This is a genomic window from Enterobacter sp. Sphag1F, from assembly GCF_014193275.1.
Classification (GTDB): Bacteria; Pseudomonadota; Gammaproteobacteria; order Enterobacterales; family Enterobacteriaceae; genus Pantoea; species Pantoea symbiotica.
This window is the reverse complement of sequence record NZ_JACHZD010000002.1, coordinates 1-17,227: the sequence shown is the minus strand read 5'-3', so window position 1 is coordinate 17,227 and position 17,227 is coordinate 1. Positions and strand designations below refer to the sequence as shown.

At 54.3% G+C, this 17,227-nt stretch carries 18 protein-coding genes; 10 read left to right on the top strand and 8 right to left on the bottom strand.

What is annotated here, in order from left to right; all coding sequences use genetic code 11:
- Nucleotides 1-3 precede the first annotated feature (3 nt).
- From FHW71_RS05530 to FHW71_RS05515, 4 genes are read left to right on the top strand one after another with little or no spacing between them, the layout of a single operon-like run.
- Nucleotides 4-1,278 (top strand): ABC transporter substrate-binding protein, encoded by a 1,275-nt coding sequence (locus FHW71_RS05530; RefSeq protein ID WP_179450936.1) that lies wholly within the window; start codon nt 4-6, stop codon nt 1,276-1,278.
- Between the two features lie 2 nt (nt 1,279-1,280).
- Nucleotides 1,281-2,192: a sugar ABC transporter permease gene (locus tag FHW71_RS05525; protein WP_008104070.1), complete on the top strand. Its 912-nt coding sequence runs from the start codon at nt 1,281-1,283 to the stop codon at nt 2,190-2,192.
- Nucleotides 2,189-3,007, top strand: a complete 819-nt coding sequence (locus FHW71_RS05520; protein WP_179450934.1) for a carbohydrate ABC transporter permease — start codon at nt 2,189-2,191, stop codon at nt 3,005-3,007. The genes FHW71_RS05525 and FHW71_RS05520 overlap by 4 nt, the downstream gene beginning before the upstream one ends.
- A gap of 12 nt (nt 3,008-3,019) precedes the next feature.
- On the top strand, nt 3,020-3,961 hold the full coding sequence (locus tag FHW71_RS05515; protein ID WP_179450932.1) for a metallophosphoesterase: 942 nt from the start codon (nt 3,020-3,022) through the stop codon (nt 3,959-3,961).
- Here the strand turns inward: FHW71_RS05515 and FHW71_RS05510 are convergent.
- Nucleotides 3,931-4,668, bottom strand: a complete 738-nt coding sequence (locus tag FHW71_RS05510; protein WP_179450930.1) for an HPP family protein — start codon at nt 4,666-4,668, stop codon at nt 3,931-3,933. The genes FHW71_RS05515 and FHW71_RS05510 overlap by 31 nt on opposite strands.
- Nucleotides 4,669-4,847: 179 nt before the next feature.
- On the opposite strand from FHW71_RS05510, the gene rluF reads away from it, so the two are divergent.
- Nucleotides 4,848-5,726, top strand: coding sequence for a 23S rRNA pseudouridine(2604) synthase RluF (rluF, locus tag FHW71_RS05505; RefSeq protein ID WP_008104077.1), 879 nt, complete (start codon nt 4,848-4,850; stop codon nt 5,724-5,726).
- 38 nt (nt 5,727-5,764) lie between these two features.
- On the opposite strand, the gene FHW71_RS05500 is transcribed toward rluF, so the two are convergent.
- The 3 genes from FHW71_RS05500 to FHW71_RS05490 all read right to left on the bottom strand — a co-directional run bounded on the left by FHW71_RS05500 (nt 5,765) and on the right by FHW71_RS05490 (nt 8,579).
- Entirely contained in the window at nt 5,765-6,505 is a 741-nt protein-coding gene (locus tag FHW71_RS05500; RefSeq protein WP_179450928.1) for a nitroreductase family protein, read from the bottom strand.
- 141 nt (nt 6,506-6,646) lie between these two features.
- Nucleotides 6,647-7,411 carry a hypothetical protein gene (locus tag FHW71_RS05495; protein WP_179450926.1) on the bottom strand — a complete coding sequence of 255 codons (765 nt, stop codon included), beginning with the start codon at nt 7,409-7,411 and terminating at the stop codon, nt 6,647-6,649.
- Between the two features lie 142 nt (nt 7,412-7,553).
- Nucleotides 7,554-8,579, bottom strand: coding sequence for an NADP-dependent oxidoreductase (locus FHW71_RS05490; protein ID WP_179450924.1), 1,026 nt, complete (start codon nt 8,577-8,579; stop codon nt 7,554-7,556).
- A 308-nt stretch (nt 8,580-8,887) separates the two neighbouring features.
- Here FHW71_RS05490 and FHW71_RS05485 point away from each other — a divergent pair, with 308 nt between their 5' ends.
- Genes FHW71_RS05485 through FHW71_RS05475 form a run of 3 tightly spaced genes read left to right on the top strand, consistent with a single transcriptional unit; the run spans nt 8,888 to nt 12,689 of the window.
- Nucleotides 8,888-10,240: an MFS transporter gene (locus tag FHW71_RS05485; protein WP_179450922.1), complete on the top strand. Its 1,353-nt coding sequence runs from the start codon at nt 8,888-8,890 to the stop codon at nt 10,238-10,240.
- Nucleotides 10,218-11,561, top strand: coding sequence for an enolase C-terminal domain-like protein (locus tag FHW71_RS05480; protein ID WP_179450920.1), 1,344 nt, complete (start codon nt 10,218-10,220; stop codon nt 11,559-11,561). The genes FHW71_RS05485 and FHW71_RS05480 overlap by 23 nt, the downstream gene beginning before the upstream one ends.
- Nucleotides 11,562-11,570: 9 nt before the next feature.
- Nucleotides 11,571-12,689 carry a beta-propeller fold lactonase family protein gene (locus FHW71_RS05475; RefSeq protein ID WP_179450918.1) on the top strand — a complete coding sequence of 373 codons (1,119 nt, stop codon included), beginning with the start codon at nt 11,571-11,573 and terminating at the stop codon, nt 12,687-12,689.
- A 46-nt stretch (nt 12,690-12,735) separates the two neighbouring features.
- Here the strand turns inward: FHW71_RS05475 and FHW71_RS05470 are convergent, their stop codons facing one another.
- The 4 genes from FHW71_RS05470 to FHW71_RS05455 all read right to left on the bottom strand — a co-directional run bounded on the left by FHW71_RS05470 (nt 12,736) and on the right by FHW71_RS05455 (nt 15,821).
- A complete protein-coding gene (locus tag FHW71_RS05470) occupies nt 12,736-13,140 on the bottom strand; it encodes a cupin domain-containing protein (protein WP_008104093.1) in 405 nt (134 codons plus the stop codon).
- A gap of 123 nt (nt 13,141-13,263) precedes the next feature.
- Nucleotides 13,264-14,691 carry a cytosine permease gene (locus FHW71_RS05465; RefSeq protein ID WP_179450916.1) on the bottom strand — a complete coding sequence of 476 codons (1,428 nt, stop codon included), beginning with the start codon at nt 14,689-14,691 and terminating at the stop codon, nt 13,264-13,266.
- A gap of 217 nt (nt 14,692-14,908) precedes the next feature.
- Entirely contained in the window at nt 14,909-15,376 is a 468-nt protein-coding gene (locus FHW71_RS05460; RefSeq protein WP_179450914.1) for a DoxX family protein, read from the bottom strand.
- Nucleotides 15,377-15,539: 163 nt separating this feature from the next.
- Nucleotides 15,540-15,821: a VF530 family protein gene (locus tag FHW71_RS05455; RefSeq protein ID WP_179450912.1), complete on the bottom strand. Its 282-nt coding sequence runs from the start codon at nt 15,819-15,821 to the stop codon at nt 15,540-15,542.
- A 125-nt stretch (nt 15,822-15,946) separates the two neighbouring features.
- On the opposite strand from FHW71_RS05455, the gene FHW71_RS05450 reads away from it, so the two are divergent.
- Together FHW71_RS05450 and FHW71_RS05445 are read left to right on the top strand one after the other, a co-directional pair.
- Nucleotides 15,947-16,255 (top strand): hypothetical protein, encoded by a 309-nt coding sequence (locus tag FHW71_RS05450; protein ID WP_061718882.1) that lies wholly within the window; start codon nt 15,947-15,949, stop codon nt 16,253-16,255.
- Nucleotides 16,256-16,514: 259 nt separating this feature from the next.
- On the top strand, nt 16,515-17,227 hold a 713-nt coding region (locus FHW71_RS05445), incomplete at its 3' end, for an ISNCY family transposase (RefSeq protein ID WP_179451777.1).

Genomic DNA, 17,227 nt, shown 5'->3' with positions numbered 1-17,227 from the left:
ATCATGTCTGCGATTCGTTATTCACGTCTTTCTGCATTACTCCTCGCCGTTAGCACCTCAGCTTTTGCGGCTGAACCGGTCAAGCTGCAAATGTATTACCCGATCGCGGTGGGCGGCAAAGTGAGCCACACCGTGGATACGCTGGTGGCGGATTTCCAGAAAGTGCATCCGGACGTGAGCATTCAGCCGGTGTATACCGGTGACTACGCTACCACCGTGACTAAAGCGCTGACCGCATTTCGTGGTGGCAACGCGCCGCAGCTGGCGGTGATCGGCGATATCGAAGCCTATTCTCTGATTGATGCCGGTGCGATTGTGGCGGCCAGCGATTTAGCGCAGGGCGATGAAGGCAAAAAATGGATCGACGGTTTCTATCCGGCGTTTCTGCGTCACATTGACGGCAAAGTGTGGGGCGTACCGTTCCAGCGTTCAACCGTGGTGATGTACTGGAACAAACAGGCGTTTGAGAAAGCCGGTTTGAACGCCGATACGCCACCGGCCAACTGGCAGCAAGTGGTCGAGTTCAGTAAGAAACTCACGATCAAAGATGCTAACGGCGTCAGCCAATGGGGCATCGAGATTCCGTCCACGCCAAACGGCTACTGGAACTTCCAGGGCTTGTCTGCCACCAACGGCGGTCGTCTGGATAACGGCAAAGGCACGGCGGTGCACTTCAACACGCCGGGCAACGTGGAAACGCTGCAGTGGCTGACCGATCTCGGCCAGAAAGAAGAAGTGTCGCCGAAGGGTGCGATTGCGTGGGGCACCACGCCACAGGACTTCATCAGCGGCAAAACCGCCATGATGGTGACCACCACCGGCAACCTGACAAACGTGCGTGATAACGCCAAGTTCCCGTTCGGCGTAGCAATGCTGCCGGAGAAAACCCAGCGCGGCAGCCCAACCGGCGGCGGCAACCTGTATGTCTTCAAAAATGCTTCGCCAGAACAGCAGAAAGCGGCGATGGAATTTATCCGTTGGGTCACGTCACCAGAGCAGGCGGCGCGCTGGAGTATCGCCACCGGTTATGTTGCGACATCTCCGGCCGCGTGGGACACCACGGTGATGAAGGATTACGTCAAAGACGTTCCGCAGGCATTGGTAGCGCGTGAACAGCTGAAGTATGCCCAGCCGGAACTCTCTACTTACAACAGCGTGCAGATTCAGGATGCGCTCAATCACGCGGTAGAAGCGGCGGTAACGCAGGCGAAAACCCCAGCCGAAGCCCTGGAAGGCGCGCAGAAGCAAGCCGATCGTCTACTGAAGTCATACCAATAATTATGAGCACGATTCTCACCGTCGCGCCGGTTCGTCGTCCCCGGTTATGGTCGATGCAGCTGTATGGCTATCTGCTGATTTTGCCGGCACTGAGCTTTTTGCTGCTGTTCACCCACTATCCGGCGGTTGCGACCGTGTGGGAAAGCCTGTTCAGCGCAGCGCGTAACGGTCGTCCAGCCCATTTTGTTGGGCTGGATAACTATCTCGCGCTGCTGGATGACGACATCTTCATCCAGTCGCTGTGGAATAACCTGTTATATGCGCTGATCACCATTCCGCTGGCGGTCACGCTGGCGCTGCTGATGGCGCTGGCGGTCAATCGCCATATGCGTGCGAATGCGCTGGTGCGCACCGCGTTCTTTATTCCTTCGCTGCTGCCGATGATTGCTATCGCCAATCTGTGGCTGTTCTTCTACACGCCGCAGTTGGGCTTGCTGAATAAGCTGCTGGCGCTGTTTTCCCTGCCGGCGATTAACTGGCTCGGCGAACCGGGTAGCGCGTTGTACTGCTTGATGGCAGTTTCGGTGTGGCGCGAAGCGGGCTTCTTTATGATCTTTTATCTCGCCGCTTTGCAGCAGATCGATCCACGCCTCAGCGAAGCCGCGCAGATAGAAGGGGCGTCGCGCAGCTATTTCTTCCGGCGCGTGCAGTGGCCGCTGCTGATGCCTACCACGCTGTTTGTACTGATCAATGCGTCGATGAATGCCTTCCGCATTGTCGATCAGGTGATCGCTATGACCAACGGCGGACCGAATAACAGCAGTAGCTTGCTGCTGTTCTACATCTATCGTACCGCTTTCAGCTTCTGGGATATGCCCGCAGCGGCGGCCATGACGGTGGTGCTGTTAGTGATCCTCGCCGCGATTGCGCTGCTTAAATTCAACCTGCTGGACAAACGAGCCCATTACCAATGAAGCTGACAATCACGTTTGGTCGCCTGTGTCTGAATACGGCCATTGGGCTTGCCGCTTTACTATGGTTTTTACCGATTCTGGTGGCGTTTTGGGTGGCGATTCATCCTGCATCCGATCAGGCGAGCTTTTCGCTTTTTTCGCCGCTGACGGTACAAAACTTCGTTAATGCCTGGCATGCCGCGCCCTTTGGTCGCTACTTCCTCAATACCAGTTTGCTGGTGCTGATGATTGTGGTGGTGCAGCTGATTCTGGCGACCATGGCCGCTTACGCATTAGTGCGTTTCCGTCTGAAATTCTCGGGCGCGATCTTTGCGCTGATTCTGTTGCAGCTGATGATTAGCCCCGACGTGCTGATTCTGAATAACTACAAAACCATCGGCGCGCTGGGTTTCCGCGATACGCTAACCGGCATCGCGCTGCCGTATTTCTCCTCGGCCTTCGCCATCTTTCTGCTGCGGCAGACCTTTAAAAGTATTCCGCTGGTATTAGAAGAGGCGGCGATTGTCGAAGGTGCCAGCCGCTTTTACATTCTGCGCAAGATCTACATTCCGTTGGCAAAGCCGATTTATGTGGCCTTTGCGCTGGTATCGATCAGCTTCCACTGGAATGATTTCCTTTGGCCGCTGGTGATTACTGATTCCGTCAACGTGCGGCCGCTTACCGTTGGCCTGCAGCTGTTTTCGGCGCCAGAGCAGGGCGTGCAATGGGCGTTGATTGGCGCTGCTACGTTGATGACCACCTTGCCGCTGCTGGTGCTGTTCCTGATTTTCCAACGTCAGTTTATTCAATCGTTTATGCGTGCCGGTATTCGCTAAGGAGTGCTTTTCGTGTCTTATCCGCATCCGCTGACTGAATTGCAGCGTGAACTGCTGGGCGATGTCGCCGAGCTCTATGCTTTACCCGATGTGCGTTCCGCACCGCTGAGCGGCACGCTGCGTTTTGGTTTGATTGCCGATCCACAATATGCCGACATCGACGCCGATATTGCGAAAAATCTCTTCTATCGTCATGCGCTGCGCAAGTTACCGCAGGCGATTGAAGTGTTGAATCAACAGCCGCTGGATTTTGTCGTCACGCTGGGGGATTTAGTCGATCGCGACTGGAGCAGCTACGCGGCGATATTGCCGATATACGATCGCCTCGAACATCCGCATGCGGTGGTGCTGGGCAATCACGATGCGCAGACCATCGCGCAGCATCTCAACGAAGCTGCCGCGCTGCCAAAAAGCTACTACGCCTTTGGATTGCAGGGCTGGCGTTTTATTGTTTATGACGGCAACGACATCAGCCTCTATTGCAACACGCAGAATGGTGACGATCGCGCACAGGCGGAGGCGCTGCTGGTGGACCTGACCGAGCGCCAGCAGCCGCAGGCGAAACCGTGGAACGGCGCGGTAGGAACGCAGCAACTGGCATGGATTGAGCAGCAGTTGCAACAAGCCCAGCAGCAAGGGGAGAAAGTGGTGGTGTTTGGCCATTATCCGCTGGCACCGCACAACAGCCACAACTTGCTGAACGGCGGTGTGCTGGCAGAGCTGTTTTCTAGTTACAACATACATTTCTGTTTCTCTGGACACGACCACCGCGGCGGCTTTGCGCGCATCGGTCAAACAGGCTTTTATACGCTTAAAGGCATGCTTGATGGGGCTGACGAAGTACCGTTTGCAGTAGTTGAGATTGAGGGCGATGAGGTACGCGTGAAAGAATACGGCGTTGGGTCGCCGTTTATGGCGACCGCTCATGATGATACTGGCATTTGCCCGCGCTGACGAAGAATCGCAATCTCCTCGGCGCGCTGCAGCAACTGCTGCAAATCATCTTCATCAATATCCAACACTTCACCGCTTTCCAGCGCCTGATGCAGGTCTTCACGCGTAATCGGTACGTCGATCACCACAGGCGGTGCTTTGATTTCAGTTGCCGCCAGCGGATGCGGGTAACGACGCCCGGCGAGATTATTAAACACCAACGCCAGCAGCGCCAAACAAACCGAGTTCAACAATACCGGCGTTAAAATAAAGTGGTAACCCAGCTGCTGGACGCCGTTACCTCCTAAAATCGCGGTCAGCGCTACCGCGCCGCTCGGTGGATGCAGGCAGCGCAGTTGAAACATCAGCGCAATGGTCAAACAGGCCGCGATGCCGCACGCCAATGCAGCATGGGGAACCAACAGCGCAATGGTAACACCGACAACGCCCACCACCAGATTGCCGCCGACAATTGACCACGGCTGCGCCAGCGGACTGTTCGGCAAACCAAACAGCAACACCGCCGAAGCGCCCATTGGCGCGACAAACCACAGATTCACTTCGCCCAGCAGCCAGTGACTGGTCAGGCTGGTTATCATTAAACCCAATCCCGCGCCAACACTGGCGATGACCATCTGCTTTTTGCCTCCCGGTAACGGATGAGGCCAAAGGCGGGCCAGAAAGGTGCGCACGGATGCAATCCACGTCACCGATGGCTGATTTGTCATGAGGGAATCACTCTGTCATAAGAAAAAACGATGGGTGCGAATTGTCGCTGATCGATCTGCTGACAACAACCACATTGTTAGTGTGCTGTTATATCGTGGTGAGAGAAATGCTGATGATTGTCGCGATGCTTAACCAACGCCTAAGGTTGCTGTATAGTCCGTTTTTTTTCGGAGGAACCATGCTGCCTAACTCATCCACACGCCTGAACAAATACATCAGCGAGAGCGGTATCTGCTCACGCCGCGATGCCGATCGTTACATCGAGCAAGGCAACGTTTTCATTAACGGTAAACGCGCTGCCGTCGGTGCGCAGGTGTTTGCGGGGGATGAAGTCAAAGTAAACGGGCAGCTGATTGAGCCGCGTGACGAAGAAGATTTGGTGCTGATTGCGCTGAACAAACCGGTTGGCATCATCACCACCATGGAAGAGGGTGAACGCGACAACATTGGTGATTTCGTCAATCACAGCAAACGCGTGTTCCCGATTGGTCGTCTGGATAAAGATTCGCAGGGGCTGATTTTTCTCACCAACCACGGCGATCTGGTGAATAAAATCCTGCGTGCCGGTAATAACCACGAAAAAGAGTATGTAGTTACCGTCGATAAGCCGATCACCGATGAATTTATTGCCGGAATGGGCGCGGGCGTGCCGATGCTCGGCACCGTCACCAAAAAGTGCAAAGTTAAAAAAGAGTCGACCTTTGTCTTCCGCATTATTCTGGTTCAGGGGCTGAATCGTCAGATTCGTCGTATGACCAAGCACTTCGGCTTTGAAGTCACCAAGCTTGAACGTACGCGCATCATGAACGTCAGTTTGAAAGGGATTCCGCTCGGCGAATGGCGTGATTTAACCGATGACGAGCTGATCGACCTGTTCAAACTGATTGAAGACTCTTCATCGGAAGATCAAAAAACGCAGAAGACGCAGGCGAAGAAGAAACCGGCCAGCCCCGCGAAAAAGCCCGCTGCCGGAGCTAAGCCGGGTGAGAAAGCGGGTGCAAAACCAGCGAATCGCCAGCGTTTCGCGCAGCCGGGTCGTAAGAAGAAAGGGCGTTAATTTTTCATTCCCCGCGCAGAGTGCGCGGGGAAAAGCCGTTACTTGTCGTTACCAAATCCTTGCTTCTTCAGCGCGTCCAGCACGTGCGGGAAGTAAATCTTGTGATAATAACCGCTGACGCTTTCGCTCCAGCTCTCGCCATCATCACGACCGGTATTTTTCCAGTGCTGCACCATCTCCTGATTGTAGGCGGCGATGTGCTGCTCCAGTCCATCACGCTGATAGCGCTCTTCATGACGGAAGGTTGCCAGCGGCAGACGCGGCTTCTGATGCGCAGGCTGATCGACATGGCCAATCACCACGCCCGCCACCGGGAAAGTGTATTCCGGCAAATCCAACAAGCTAATTAACGCCTGTGGATCGCGACGAATACCGCCAATCGGCACAATGCCCAAACCTTCTGCGCGCGCCGCTGCCATGATCGAACCCAGCGCAATACCGACGTCGGTTGAGCCCGACACAATGCTTTCGATGCTCTGCTGGGCGATTTGCTCGCGGTCGATCGCATTCATCGCCAGGCGCGATTTATGCATATCCAGCACCAGGGTAATAAACACCGGCGCTTTGGCAATCCACGGTTGGCCGCCGGCAATCTGTGAGATTTGTGCGCGTTTCTCAGCATCGCGCGTCACCACCAAAGAGACCTGCTGCGAGTTCACCGAGGTTGGCGCGCGATACGCGGCCGAAATGATGCGATCCAGCACCGCATCCTCAACGGGAAGGTCGGTAAAATTGCGATCGCTTTTATGACTGGTGAAAATATCGATTAATGAACTCATGGATCCTCCTGATTGGGAGGCGAGAGCGTAACAGAAGAGGGATAGATCGGACTTAACCGTTGTTGCCGTGGCTAACTACTTCTTTTGAATAAGCAAAGTGCGGAATGCGATAAACGGTGAGACCGGTGCATAATGCACCGGCTAAGCAACTTTGGCTGCAGCGACAGCCGGATGAATGCTGCGATCTGGCCCGCTGAGCATCACCGGTTTACCGGAACGTAATCCGCGCTGGAATTGGGTCATGCGTTCTTGGCTGATTCCGGCACCGCACCACAGCAGGTGATGATCGTGACGGCTTTCTGATCCGTACAGCATCGGTTGTGAGGTTTGATCGACATCAACGCAGAATCCTTGTCCGCTAAGGCGAATGGCTTCCAGCCACACTTCAGTTTCATCGCCGGTGCTGACCACTTCAAGCAACAGTGGCATCTGCTGCTGACGGGCTGACGCGCGTTTTACGCAGTCGCTATGATGCACGATCGCCTCATGGAAGCGCGTTAACCGACGCGATGCGCCACGACGTGTATCATCACGCAGCCAGCGATTAAGCGGTTTCATAAGCACGTTGACGAAATCATCGCTGCTATAATCGCCCGCCAGATTGCGCACGGTACGCGCCAGTTCGCGGTCAGAACCTAGCTCCAGTTGTCGTAACAGATCGCCACGGCGTGCCACCCAGCCAGACGAAGAGTACTCAAGCCCGCAGTGTCTGCCTTGATAGATTTGCCACAGCGTGGCGCCACCGGCGGTCAATGCCATCATGGCGAGCACTTCATCAACCTGATGTCGGCTCCAATCCTTATTGACGTGATTCTCAGAAATTAATCCACCGCGCAACCAGCGACGAAGATTGGCGCGGTTGGCACCGGTAATGGCGCAAACGGTTTCAGTTGAGTAAAAGTACATAACGTGCCCTCAGATTGAGGGTGAATTGCCGTGGGTGCTAATCCAGGATGAGCGACCATCCTGAACCTTATCTGTATAAATTACCAGTATCTTTACTTAACTCGTCATAAACGGGCGAAGATCGCTTTCGCCACGAAAAGCGTTAACTGACTTTAACCACGGTTTTACCGAAGTTTTTGCCTTTCAGCATATCGAAAAACGCCTGAGGTGCGTTTTCCAGCCCGTCGATCATGTGCTCGCGGTAGTGGATTTTTTGCTGCTCCACCAGCGGCGTCATCGCTTTGAGGAATTCAGGGTAACGATCACCGTAATCCTGGAAGATGATAAAGCCCTGCATGCGAATACGACGTTTGAGAATGCCGCCCATGATTTGCGGGGTGCGATCCGGGCCCGGCGGTAATTCGCGGCTGCTGTAGCCAGAAACCAGACCACATACCGGCACGCGCGCAGCAGTATTCAGCAGCGGGAATACGGCATCAAACACCTTGCCGCCGACGTTTTCGAAGTAGATATCAATGCCGTCCGGGCAGGCCGCCGCAAGCTGTTCTGCAAAGTCGTCACGATGGTGATCGATACAGGCAGAGAAACCGAGTTTCTCAATCGCATAGCGGCATTTCTCTTCGCCACCGGCGACACCCACAACATGGCAGCCTTGAAGTTTGCCAAGCTGACCCACCGTGGCACCGACCGGGCCGGTAGCTGCTGCAACCACTAAGGTTTCGCCCTGTTTCGGCTGGCCGATATCCATCAAGCCCATATAGGCGGTAAAGCCCGGCATCCCGAGAATGCCCAGCGCCCAGGAAGGATGGGGCAGATCGCCCAGTTTCGCCACGCCGTTTCCGTCCGAAACCGCATAGCTTTGCCAGCCGCTCTGCGCGAGGACCACATCGCCTTGTTTGAAATCCGCATGTTGAGATTCAACCACTTCGCTCACCGTGCCGCCGACCATCGGTTGGTCGAGTTCAGCGGGTGCAGCATAAGATTTGCTGTCATCCATGCGCCCGCGCATATACGGATCGAGCGACAAATAGAGCGTGCGCAGCAGGATTTGGCCGTCCTTCACCTCAGGAATTGGCTGCTCCACAAGGCGAAAGTTCTCTTTTACCGGTTCGCCATGCGGGCGTGAGGCTAATAGCCAAGCTTGATTACGTTGATTTGATTGCGACATTTTTACCTCTATTAGCGTTTTCACGTGAGGCAAGTGTAGACGAGGAAAAGGCAAATTTGAGGATAAGGTCGCCATTAATGGCGACCCTACGAAACATCTGTAGGGTGCGCATTTATGCGCACCTGGTAAAAACGCCAGTGAGCCAGCGCACAAACCAAGCGTAAACTTTTCGACGAGAATTAATATAACACCATGAATTTTAACAATCATAGGGCATTTGCCTAAGCGGTCTCAGGCAATGCCACATACACCAGAGCCAACTCTGCTGCGTATACCTATAGCGATGCTTTTCTCCCTACAGGTGACGCATGACACAACAACAATACGCACTATCGCCCGATCATGACGCGCATATCGCCTCAGCCATCGGCAAGTTCTTCCGCCGCATCATTCCGATGCTGGCGCTGATGTTAATTGTGAACCAGATTGACCGGGCAAACATTGGCTTCGTTAAAGCCGAACTGCAAACGGATGCGGGCATCAGCGCCGCCGCCTTCGGTTTAGGCGCAGGACTGTTCTTTATCGGCTATGCGCTGTTTGAAGTGCCGAGCAACATGATGCTGAAGAAACTCGGCGCACGCGTGTGGCTGACGCGCATCATGATTACGTGGGGCATGGTGGTAGTGCTTACCGGTTTTGTCAGTACGCCGCTGCATTTCTATCTGCTGCGTTTTCTGCTCGGCGTAGCGGAAGCCGGATTCTTCCCAGGCGTGCTGTTCTATTTCCGTCAATGGGTGCCGAATGCCTGGCGAGGACGCGCTACCGCTATGGTGTTGAGCGCCACGGCCAGCGCCTTTCTGTTCTCCGGTCCGCTCACCGGCGCCATTCTGATGATGCATGATGTTGGCGGGATCGCGGGCTGGAAATGGGTGATGTTTATGGAAGGCGGCGGATCGATTGTGATCGGCTTGCTGGCCGCCTTTGTGCTGGTATCCAAACCGGAAGGCGCAAAGTGGCTCAGCGATGCAGAGAAGCAGGCGCTGGCGCAGCAGTTAGCGCTGGAAGATGCCGCTCGCGAAGAGCACGCGGTAACACACGGCCGCTGGGGCTTGATCACCGATCGCAGCCTTTTGTCTTACTGCCTGATCTTCTTCACCATGACTATGACTGGCTACACGTTAGTGTTCTGGCTACCGCAGATCATTCAGCGTATTCAGGGCTTTAACAGTTTTGAAACCGGATTGCTGACCGCCGTTCCGTGGTTGTTCGCGATTGTCGCGCTGTTTCTGCTGGGCAAAGCCACCGACCGCTATCGCGATAAGCTGGATAGAGGCCTCGGCATCGCCATGCTGATCGCCGCGTGCGGCACCTTTATGGCCACGCTGGGCACGCCGTGGTTTGGTTTTGTGGCGATGATTGTGGCTTGTATCGGCTCCAAAGTGAGCGCGGCGTTCTTCTGGCCGATGCCACAAAGTGAATTACCGGCCTCGATTGCCGCGCCAGGCATTGCGCTGATCAACTCGATTGGCAACCTGGGCGGCTTCTTTGCGCCCACGGTATTCGGCTACCTCGAAATGCACACAGGCAGCACCACCGGCGGACTTTACGCGCTAACCAGCGTGTCTGTGGTTACCGGACTCTATTTGCTGCTGCGTCGCAAGCCTGTTCCACCCGCATTCGGTCACACGGAGAGAAACCATGTCAGACAGTCCAGTCATTAAATCGATGCGCATCGTGCCGGTTGCCGGTTACGACAGCATGTTATTGAACATTGGCGGCGCCCATAACTGCTATTTCACGCGCATCATCGTGATATTGACCGATTCCGCCGGGCATACCGGCGTTGGCGAAACGCCGTGTCATGCATCCACCTTGCAGCTGCTGGAGCAGTTTCGTCCGCTGATCGAAGGCAGTTCGCTGCTGCGCCTCAACGCGACGCTAGGCCAGTTGTTCAGCAGCGAGGCACGTCAGCAACAAACTTCGCACACCAATGACATTCATATACCGCAGATGAATCCGGAGAAGTTTTATAACGCTGCCGCCGCGATTGAAGCGGCGCTGCTGGATCTGCAAGGCAAGCTGTTCAATCTGCCGGTAGCGGATCTGCTGGCCAGCGGCAAACAGCGCGACCGCATTCCAGTGCTCGGCTATTTGTTCTACATCGCCGATCGCCAGCGCACCAATATGAACTATCGTTCGGGAGAGCATGAGCAAGATGGCTGGTTCCGTCTGCGTCATGAAGCGGCGATGGACAGCGATGCTGTGGTGCGGCTCGCCGAAGCGGCGGTTGAGCAATACGGCTTCCGCGATTTTAAGCTGAAAGGCGGCGTGCAGGCAGGCGAAGTGGAAGTGGCAACGGTTGAGGCGCTGCTGGCTCGCTTCCCTGACGCGCGTGTCACCGTCGATCCCAATGCCAGCTGGTCGCTGGATGAGGCGATTCGCTTTGGTAAGCAGCTGGCCGGGAAAGTGCCGTATCTGGAAGATCCTTGCGGCGCTGAACAGGGCTATTCCGGCCGGGAAACGCTGGCCGAGTTTCGCCGCGCCACCGGCGTGCCGGTCGCGACGAACATGATCGCCAACGACTGGCGCCAGCTGCATCATGCGCTGCAGCTAAATGCTATCGATATCCCGCTCGCCGATCCGCACTTCTGGACGATGCGTAACGCCAACGTGGTGGCGCAGCTGTGCAACGAATGGGGGCTGACAACCGGCTGCCACTCCAATAATCATTTTGATATTTCGCTGGCGATGGTCGCGCACCTTGGCGCCGCGGCACCGGGCGATCGTCAAACCGCCTTTGATACGCACTGGATTTGGCAGGATGGTCAGCAGCTTACACGTCAACCGCCGCAGATCCGTGACGGCTATCTGGAGTTGCCGCACGGGCCGGGATTGGGCATCGAGCTGGATATGGATCGCATCGAGCAAGCGCATGCGCTCTACAACGCGCTGCCGGATAAAAATCGCAACGATGCGCTGGGTATGCAGTTTTTGATCGATAACTGGCGCTATGACGCCAAACGTCCGTCATTGGTACGCTAAGGAAGCAGCATGAAGAAGATATTACGCGCGGCGACGCTGTTAGCGTCGTTAGCTGCCAGCGCGCCGTTACTGGCGCAAACTTTTGTCTACGTTTCAGAAGCCGATGATGGCACCATCGCGCGCTACGCCCTGAACGAGCAAACCGGTGCGCTACAATTGTTGGGACGCACGCAAGCCGGTGGCAAAGTGATGCCGATGGCGTTAAGCGCCGATCATAAACATCTGTACGCCGCGATTCGCAGCAAACCGCTGCAACTTGTCAGCTGGAATATCGACAGCAAATCGGGCGATCTCAGCCCATTGAACGCCGTATCCGCTGCGGCCAGCTATCCCTACATCAGCACGGACCCGCAAGGGCGTTTTCTGCTGGGCGCATCCTATGATGGCGATGTGGTGCACGTTTACAAACTCAATAACGATGGCAAGCTGATTGCGCCTCCAGTCGGCAGCTACAAAACCGGAAATGCCGCACACTCGGTGATTGTCGATGCGAGTGGAGAACATGCTTATGTCGGCAATCTTGGCACCGATCGCGTGCTGCAATTAAAGCTAAACGCCGAAGGCGAACTGTCGGGCTTGGGCAACGGTTATGTTAAAACGGCGACAGAAAACGGACCGCGCCATTCGGTGTTGTCGCCGGATAATCGCTATCTCTACAATATCGGTGAAATGGGCGGCATCATTACGCAGTTTCGGCGCGAAGCCAGCGGCGAGCTAGTGAAAGTGGCGGAGACGCCGAATGCCGTCGCTGAGAAATATAAGCTGCAACACGGCAAAGAGCGGCCGCCGGGCTATAGCGACACCACGCCGCGCATCTGGGCGGCCGATATTCGTCTCACACCGGACGGCCGTTTTCTGTATGTCAGCGAGCGGACCAGCAGCACCATCAGCGGATATCGGATCAATAAAGATGACGGCAAACTGACGCTGATTGATAGCTGGCAAGTCGAGGAGCAGCCGCGCGGTATCGCGATTACCGCTGACGAACGTTGGCTGATTGCCAGCGGCGAAAAGAGTGCGGTTACCGGCAGCTACGCCATTGATCAAGAAAGCGGGGCGCTGAAACGCGTTAGCGAGGCACCGGCCGGCGGAGATGCCAACTGGGTGACGGTGGTGAGTTACAAATAATACCGTAGGGTCGCCATTCATGGCGACCGCTATCAAAATGCGCAACTTACAGTTGCTGATATTCCTCGTCAGAAACCGGCTCCAGCCACTCATTGGAAGCGCCTTCAGCCGGTACTGCGATAGCAATGTGTGCGAACCAGCTATCGGCCGATGCGCCATGCCAATGCTTCAGTCCCGCCGGAATGTTTACCACATCGCCAGCCACTAACTGACGCGCCGGCTGATTCCACTCCTGATACCAACCGGTTCCGCCAGTCACCAGCAAAATCTGGCCGCCGCCATGATGGATATGCCAGTTATTACGGCAGCCGGGTTCAAACACCACGTTGCCGATGTTGACGCCTTCAGTCGTCAGCATGCTCAGATAGCTGGTACCGGTAAAGTATTGCGCAAAAGCGTCGTTTTTAGGCCCTTTCGGGAAGATACCATTGCCATCAAATTGGTCTTTCATCTTTATCTCCATGTAAGTGCAGCATGGTTAAAGTGTAGCGGCGGGATGGCTGAATGATAATGCGCTCAAAGCTGCAAGCACTTGTGAGCGCAATTCATTAATGCAAGTTGCGTGACATTGTCACTAATTGGGGTAAACAGATTGTGCTAACATTCCGCGACGATCGAACTTTCTTGCGGCTAACCACAGCAGCGCGGTGACAAACCAACCAATAATCCACGACACATCGTTACCGGCAAAAATCCAGGTTAACGAACCGTGATGCAGCGGATTATCAATGAACGGCAACTGAACCAGCACGCCGCAAAAGTAGACAACAATCCCCGCCCAGTTCCAGCGCCCGTAACGTCCGTTGGGCTGGGAAAGCGCCGGAACATCGACTTTACCTTTGGTGATCAGGTAGAAATCGGTGAGGCTAATGGCGCTCCACGGTACAAAAAAGGCCAGTAAAAACAGCAGGAAATGGGTAAATGACTTTAAGAACGCGGGTTCGCTGATCAGCGCAATCACACATGAAATCGTCACCATCAGCACCACAAACAGAATGCGGCCGCCACGACTCAATGAAGTTTTCTGCCGGAAGCCTGAAACGATGGTGGTGAGCGACATAAAGCTGCCGTAAGCATTCAGCGTGGTGAAGGTGATTTTGCCGAAGCAGATCGCGAAGTAAATCACCATCGCCATCGTGGCGCTGCTGCCTAAACTGACGATATAGCCTACCTCGTTGCCAGAAAAAGCCTTACCGGCAATCGCTGCGACAATCACACCCAAGGTCATTGAAGCTTGTGTGCCTAAAACGGTACCGAAGAAAACGCAGCTAAAGAGTTTTTTTGCCGAGACGTTGGCTGGTAAATAGCGCGAATAGTCAGAAACATACGGACAGAATGCAATCTGCCATGACGACGACAACGAAACCGCCAGCAGGAAGTTAGCGACGGTGAAATGCTGGTTTTGCCACACCGCAGAAAGATCATGGGTTGAGAGCAGCGTGATAAACAGGTAAACAAAGGCGAGCACGCCAATCACGCTGGCCACTTTTCCGAGCTTGTGAATCACGCGATATCCCAGCACCGCGATGACCACGATAATCGCGCTGAACAGGATCATGCCTGATGCATTGCTGGTATTGATCAGTTTGGCGAGCGCCTGTCCGGCCAACACCGTGCCGCTGGCAGAAAATCCGACATACATGATGCACACCAACACTAACGGAATAACCGCACCATAAACGCCAAACTGCATGCGGCTGGTGATCATTTGCGGCAATCCGAGGCGCGGTCCCTGAATCGCGTGCAGCGACATGATCGCCGCACCGACAACTTGCCCAACCAACAAGCCAATGATCGACCACACCACATCGCCGCCCAACACTACAGCCAGTGCGCCGGTCACGATAGCGGTGATCTGCAAATTGCCGCCAAACCATAAGGTGAACTGGCTAAAAGGGTGTCCGTGGCGTTCGCTCGGAGGAATGTAATCAATGGATCGCGTTTCTGACAGGCGCTGTTTCTCTGCGCCGGCGTAATCTGCTGCAGGTGATTCGGCTGACATAGTTTCCTCGCTGAAGCGTCTAAAGAGGGCGAATTATTGTTAGTATGATGTGGCTTCTGTTGGTGATACATGTATATACATGTAGCGATATTGTCACGCAGAATAGAAACTTACAATACGATCGGTCATTGGAAAATGTGATGACGCGGGCAAGGTTGGCAGGAAGTGAAAACTTAAAGAATAACGCTGGCTTTAGAAAAGCCAGCGGACAAAATGCTTACTGATGTGAACAGCGTTGAGCAATTAAACGATCAATTCCCCACGGGCCACAGCCCTGAACCATTAACATCACGCACATCAAAATGTAACTGGATTCAGGCAGATACAGCAGCCAACTATACCAGGTTAATAAATTCAGGTCGGCGGGAATGTGATGCAGTCCAACGGTAAAAAGTGCCACAAGGCTTATCACCAGCAACACTAAAGCGCCTAAACGCGTAAATAAACCCAGCGCCAGAAGTAATCCAAACAGCGTTTCACAACTGGCGACAAACACCGACATGAACTCTGGAAAGGTAATGCCGGCTTCAGTGATGGTTTCCAGCATCAGCGCCTGATTAGCCGCAACAAACACTTTGTTAAAACCGGATGCGAAGAAGAACAAACCGAAAGCGACGCGCATGAGCGTCAACGGCAGGAAGCTAGCGCTTCCAGGGGATTGAAATAGAGTGAGGCATCGTGCCATCTGAAATCTCCTTAATAATTTAGGAGCGGTAGTATATCAGGATCGTCTGTTTTGATGCGGTCTTAAGGCTAATTTCGCTGACGACGCTACGTGAATTCTGTGAAAAGAGCAGGGTGGAAGTTAGCGAGAATTCACGTAGCACTGCCGATTTTATCGCCAGAAATTACTTATCTTTGCCCATGGTCCAGGGATTTGTCGCTGAATCATCCGGCTTATCCGCAGCAAAATCATCCAGTGAATCCAGATAAAGTGCTTCAACTTCAGCGCGCGCCCACGGTGTGCGGCGCAAAAACTTCAGGCTCGATTTGACGCTCGGATCGCTTTTGAAGCAGTTGATGTTGATAAGCTTGCCCAGTTCAGCCCAGCCATAATGGGCGACCAGCGCATTAATTTGCATCTCAAGCGTCACGCCGTGCAAGGGATCTTTGGAGCGATGATCGTTCATAGGAAATCCTTAAAATGTTGACGGCAAAGGTTACAAGAAAGCCTCGCCAGCGGCAATGGTGCGATCTTCATTGCAGGTAAATGCGGTACACTTGTTGCCAGAAAATCACTATTGGACGGTACGCTATGAACGACAAGAAAATGATTTCCATCGATCAATTCAATCTCAATGAACGCGTTGCAGTAGAAGAAGCGTTTAAAGGATTGATGGAGAAGTATCGCCAGCGCACCGGCAAAGAGCCGGATGCAAAGAAAGAGAAAGAGTTCACGGCGGAAGCCCGGCAGCAAATCATGACGACGAAACTGGCCAAAGAGAAAGCGCTGGCTGACAAAGCAAAGAAAACGCCAACGCGCAGGAAGAAACCGGAGTCGTTGAAAGAGAGCGAGGTCAGTGATTTCAACTGGAAGGCGTCAGTGATCAAAGGGCGCAGATAACGGCATCGTGAGTTCAACAGTCCGTCGCCAGAGATATCGCTGGTTACGGATTGTTGGTGAATGTGGTGTTTGAAGACAGGTGATGGGCTGATGGCGATTTGAGTGCGCGCTTAGATACTTAATTTAACATAATATACATTATGCGCCCTTTGGTTGTGAGTGCTATTTGATAATGTCACTTTTTAGCTAGTTCATAATGTCACCCAGATATGGCGCTTTTGCCACCTTTTCTGGGAGATCTCTGCTGATGCTGGTGACCATGTCGAACAAAGAACTTCACCGCCTTCCCGTCATTCAGGCTGTCATCGAAAAGCGTCTGCGCCGTCGTGATGCGGCCTCCCAGCTTGATCTTACCGAGCGTCAGGTTCAGCGGCTCATGAACCGCTATCGCGAGTCCGGCGCTGTCGGGCTGACTAACGCGCGTCGCGGTCAACCAGGCACTCACCGGATTGATGATGCATTGCACTGCCAGATACTGACGCTGCTACGTGAAAATTACGTAGGTTTCGGGCCCACACTTGCCGTAGAAAAGCTTCAGGAGCGTCACGGGATCGCTGTCTCCGTTGAGACGCTGCGATGCTGGATGATTGCTGACGGACTCTGGATCCCGCACGCTCGCCGTCAGCCCCGGATTTATCAGCCACGCCAGCGGCGGGATTGTCTTGGCGAACTTATCCAGATCGACGGCTCTCACCATGACTGGTTCGAAGGCCGCGCACCAAAATGCTGTCTGCTGGTTTACATCGATGACGCGACCGGTCGTCTGATGCACCTGCGCTTCTGCCAGAGTGAATCGGCCTTTGATTACATGATGGCCACGCGCAATTACATCGACAAGCACGGCAAGCCGGTGGCGTTTTACAGTGATAAGCACGCGGTATTTCGCGTTAGCCAGGCAGAAACACGCCGTACCGGCATGACGCAGTTCGGACGTGCTTTGCACGACCTGAACATCGACCTTATCTGTGCCAA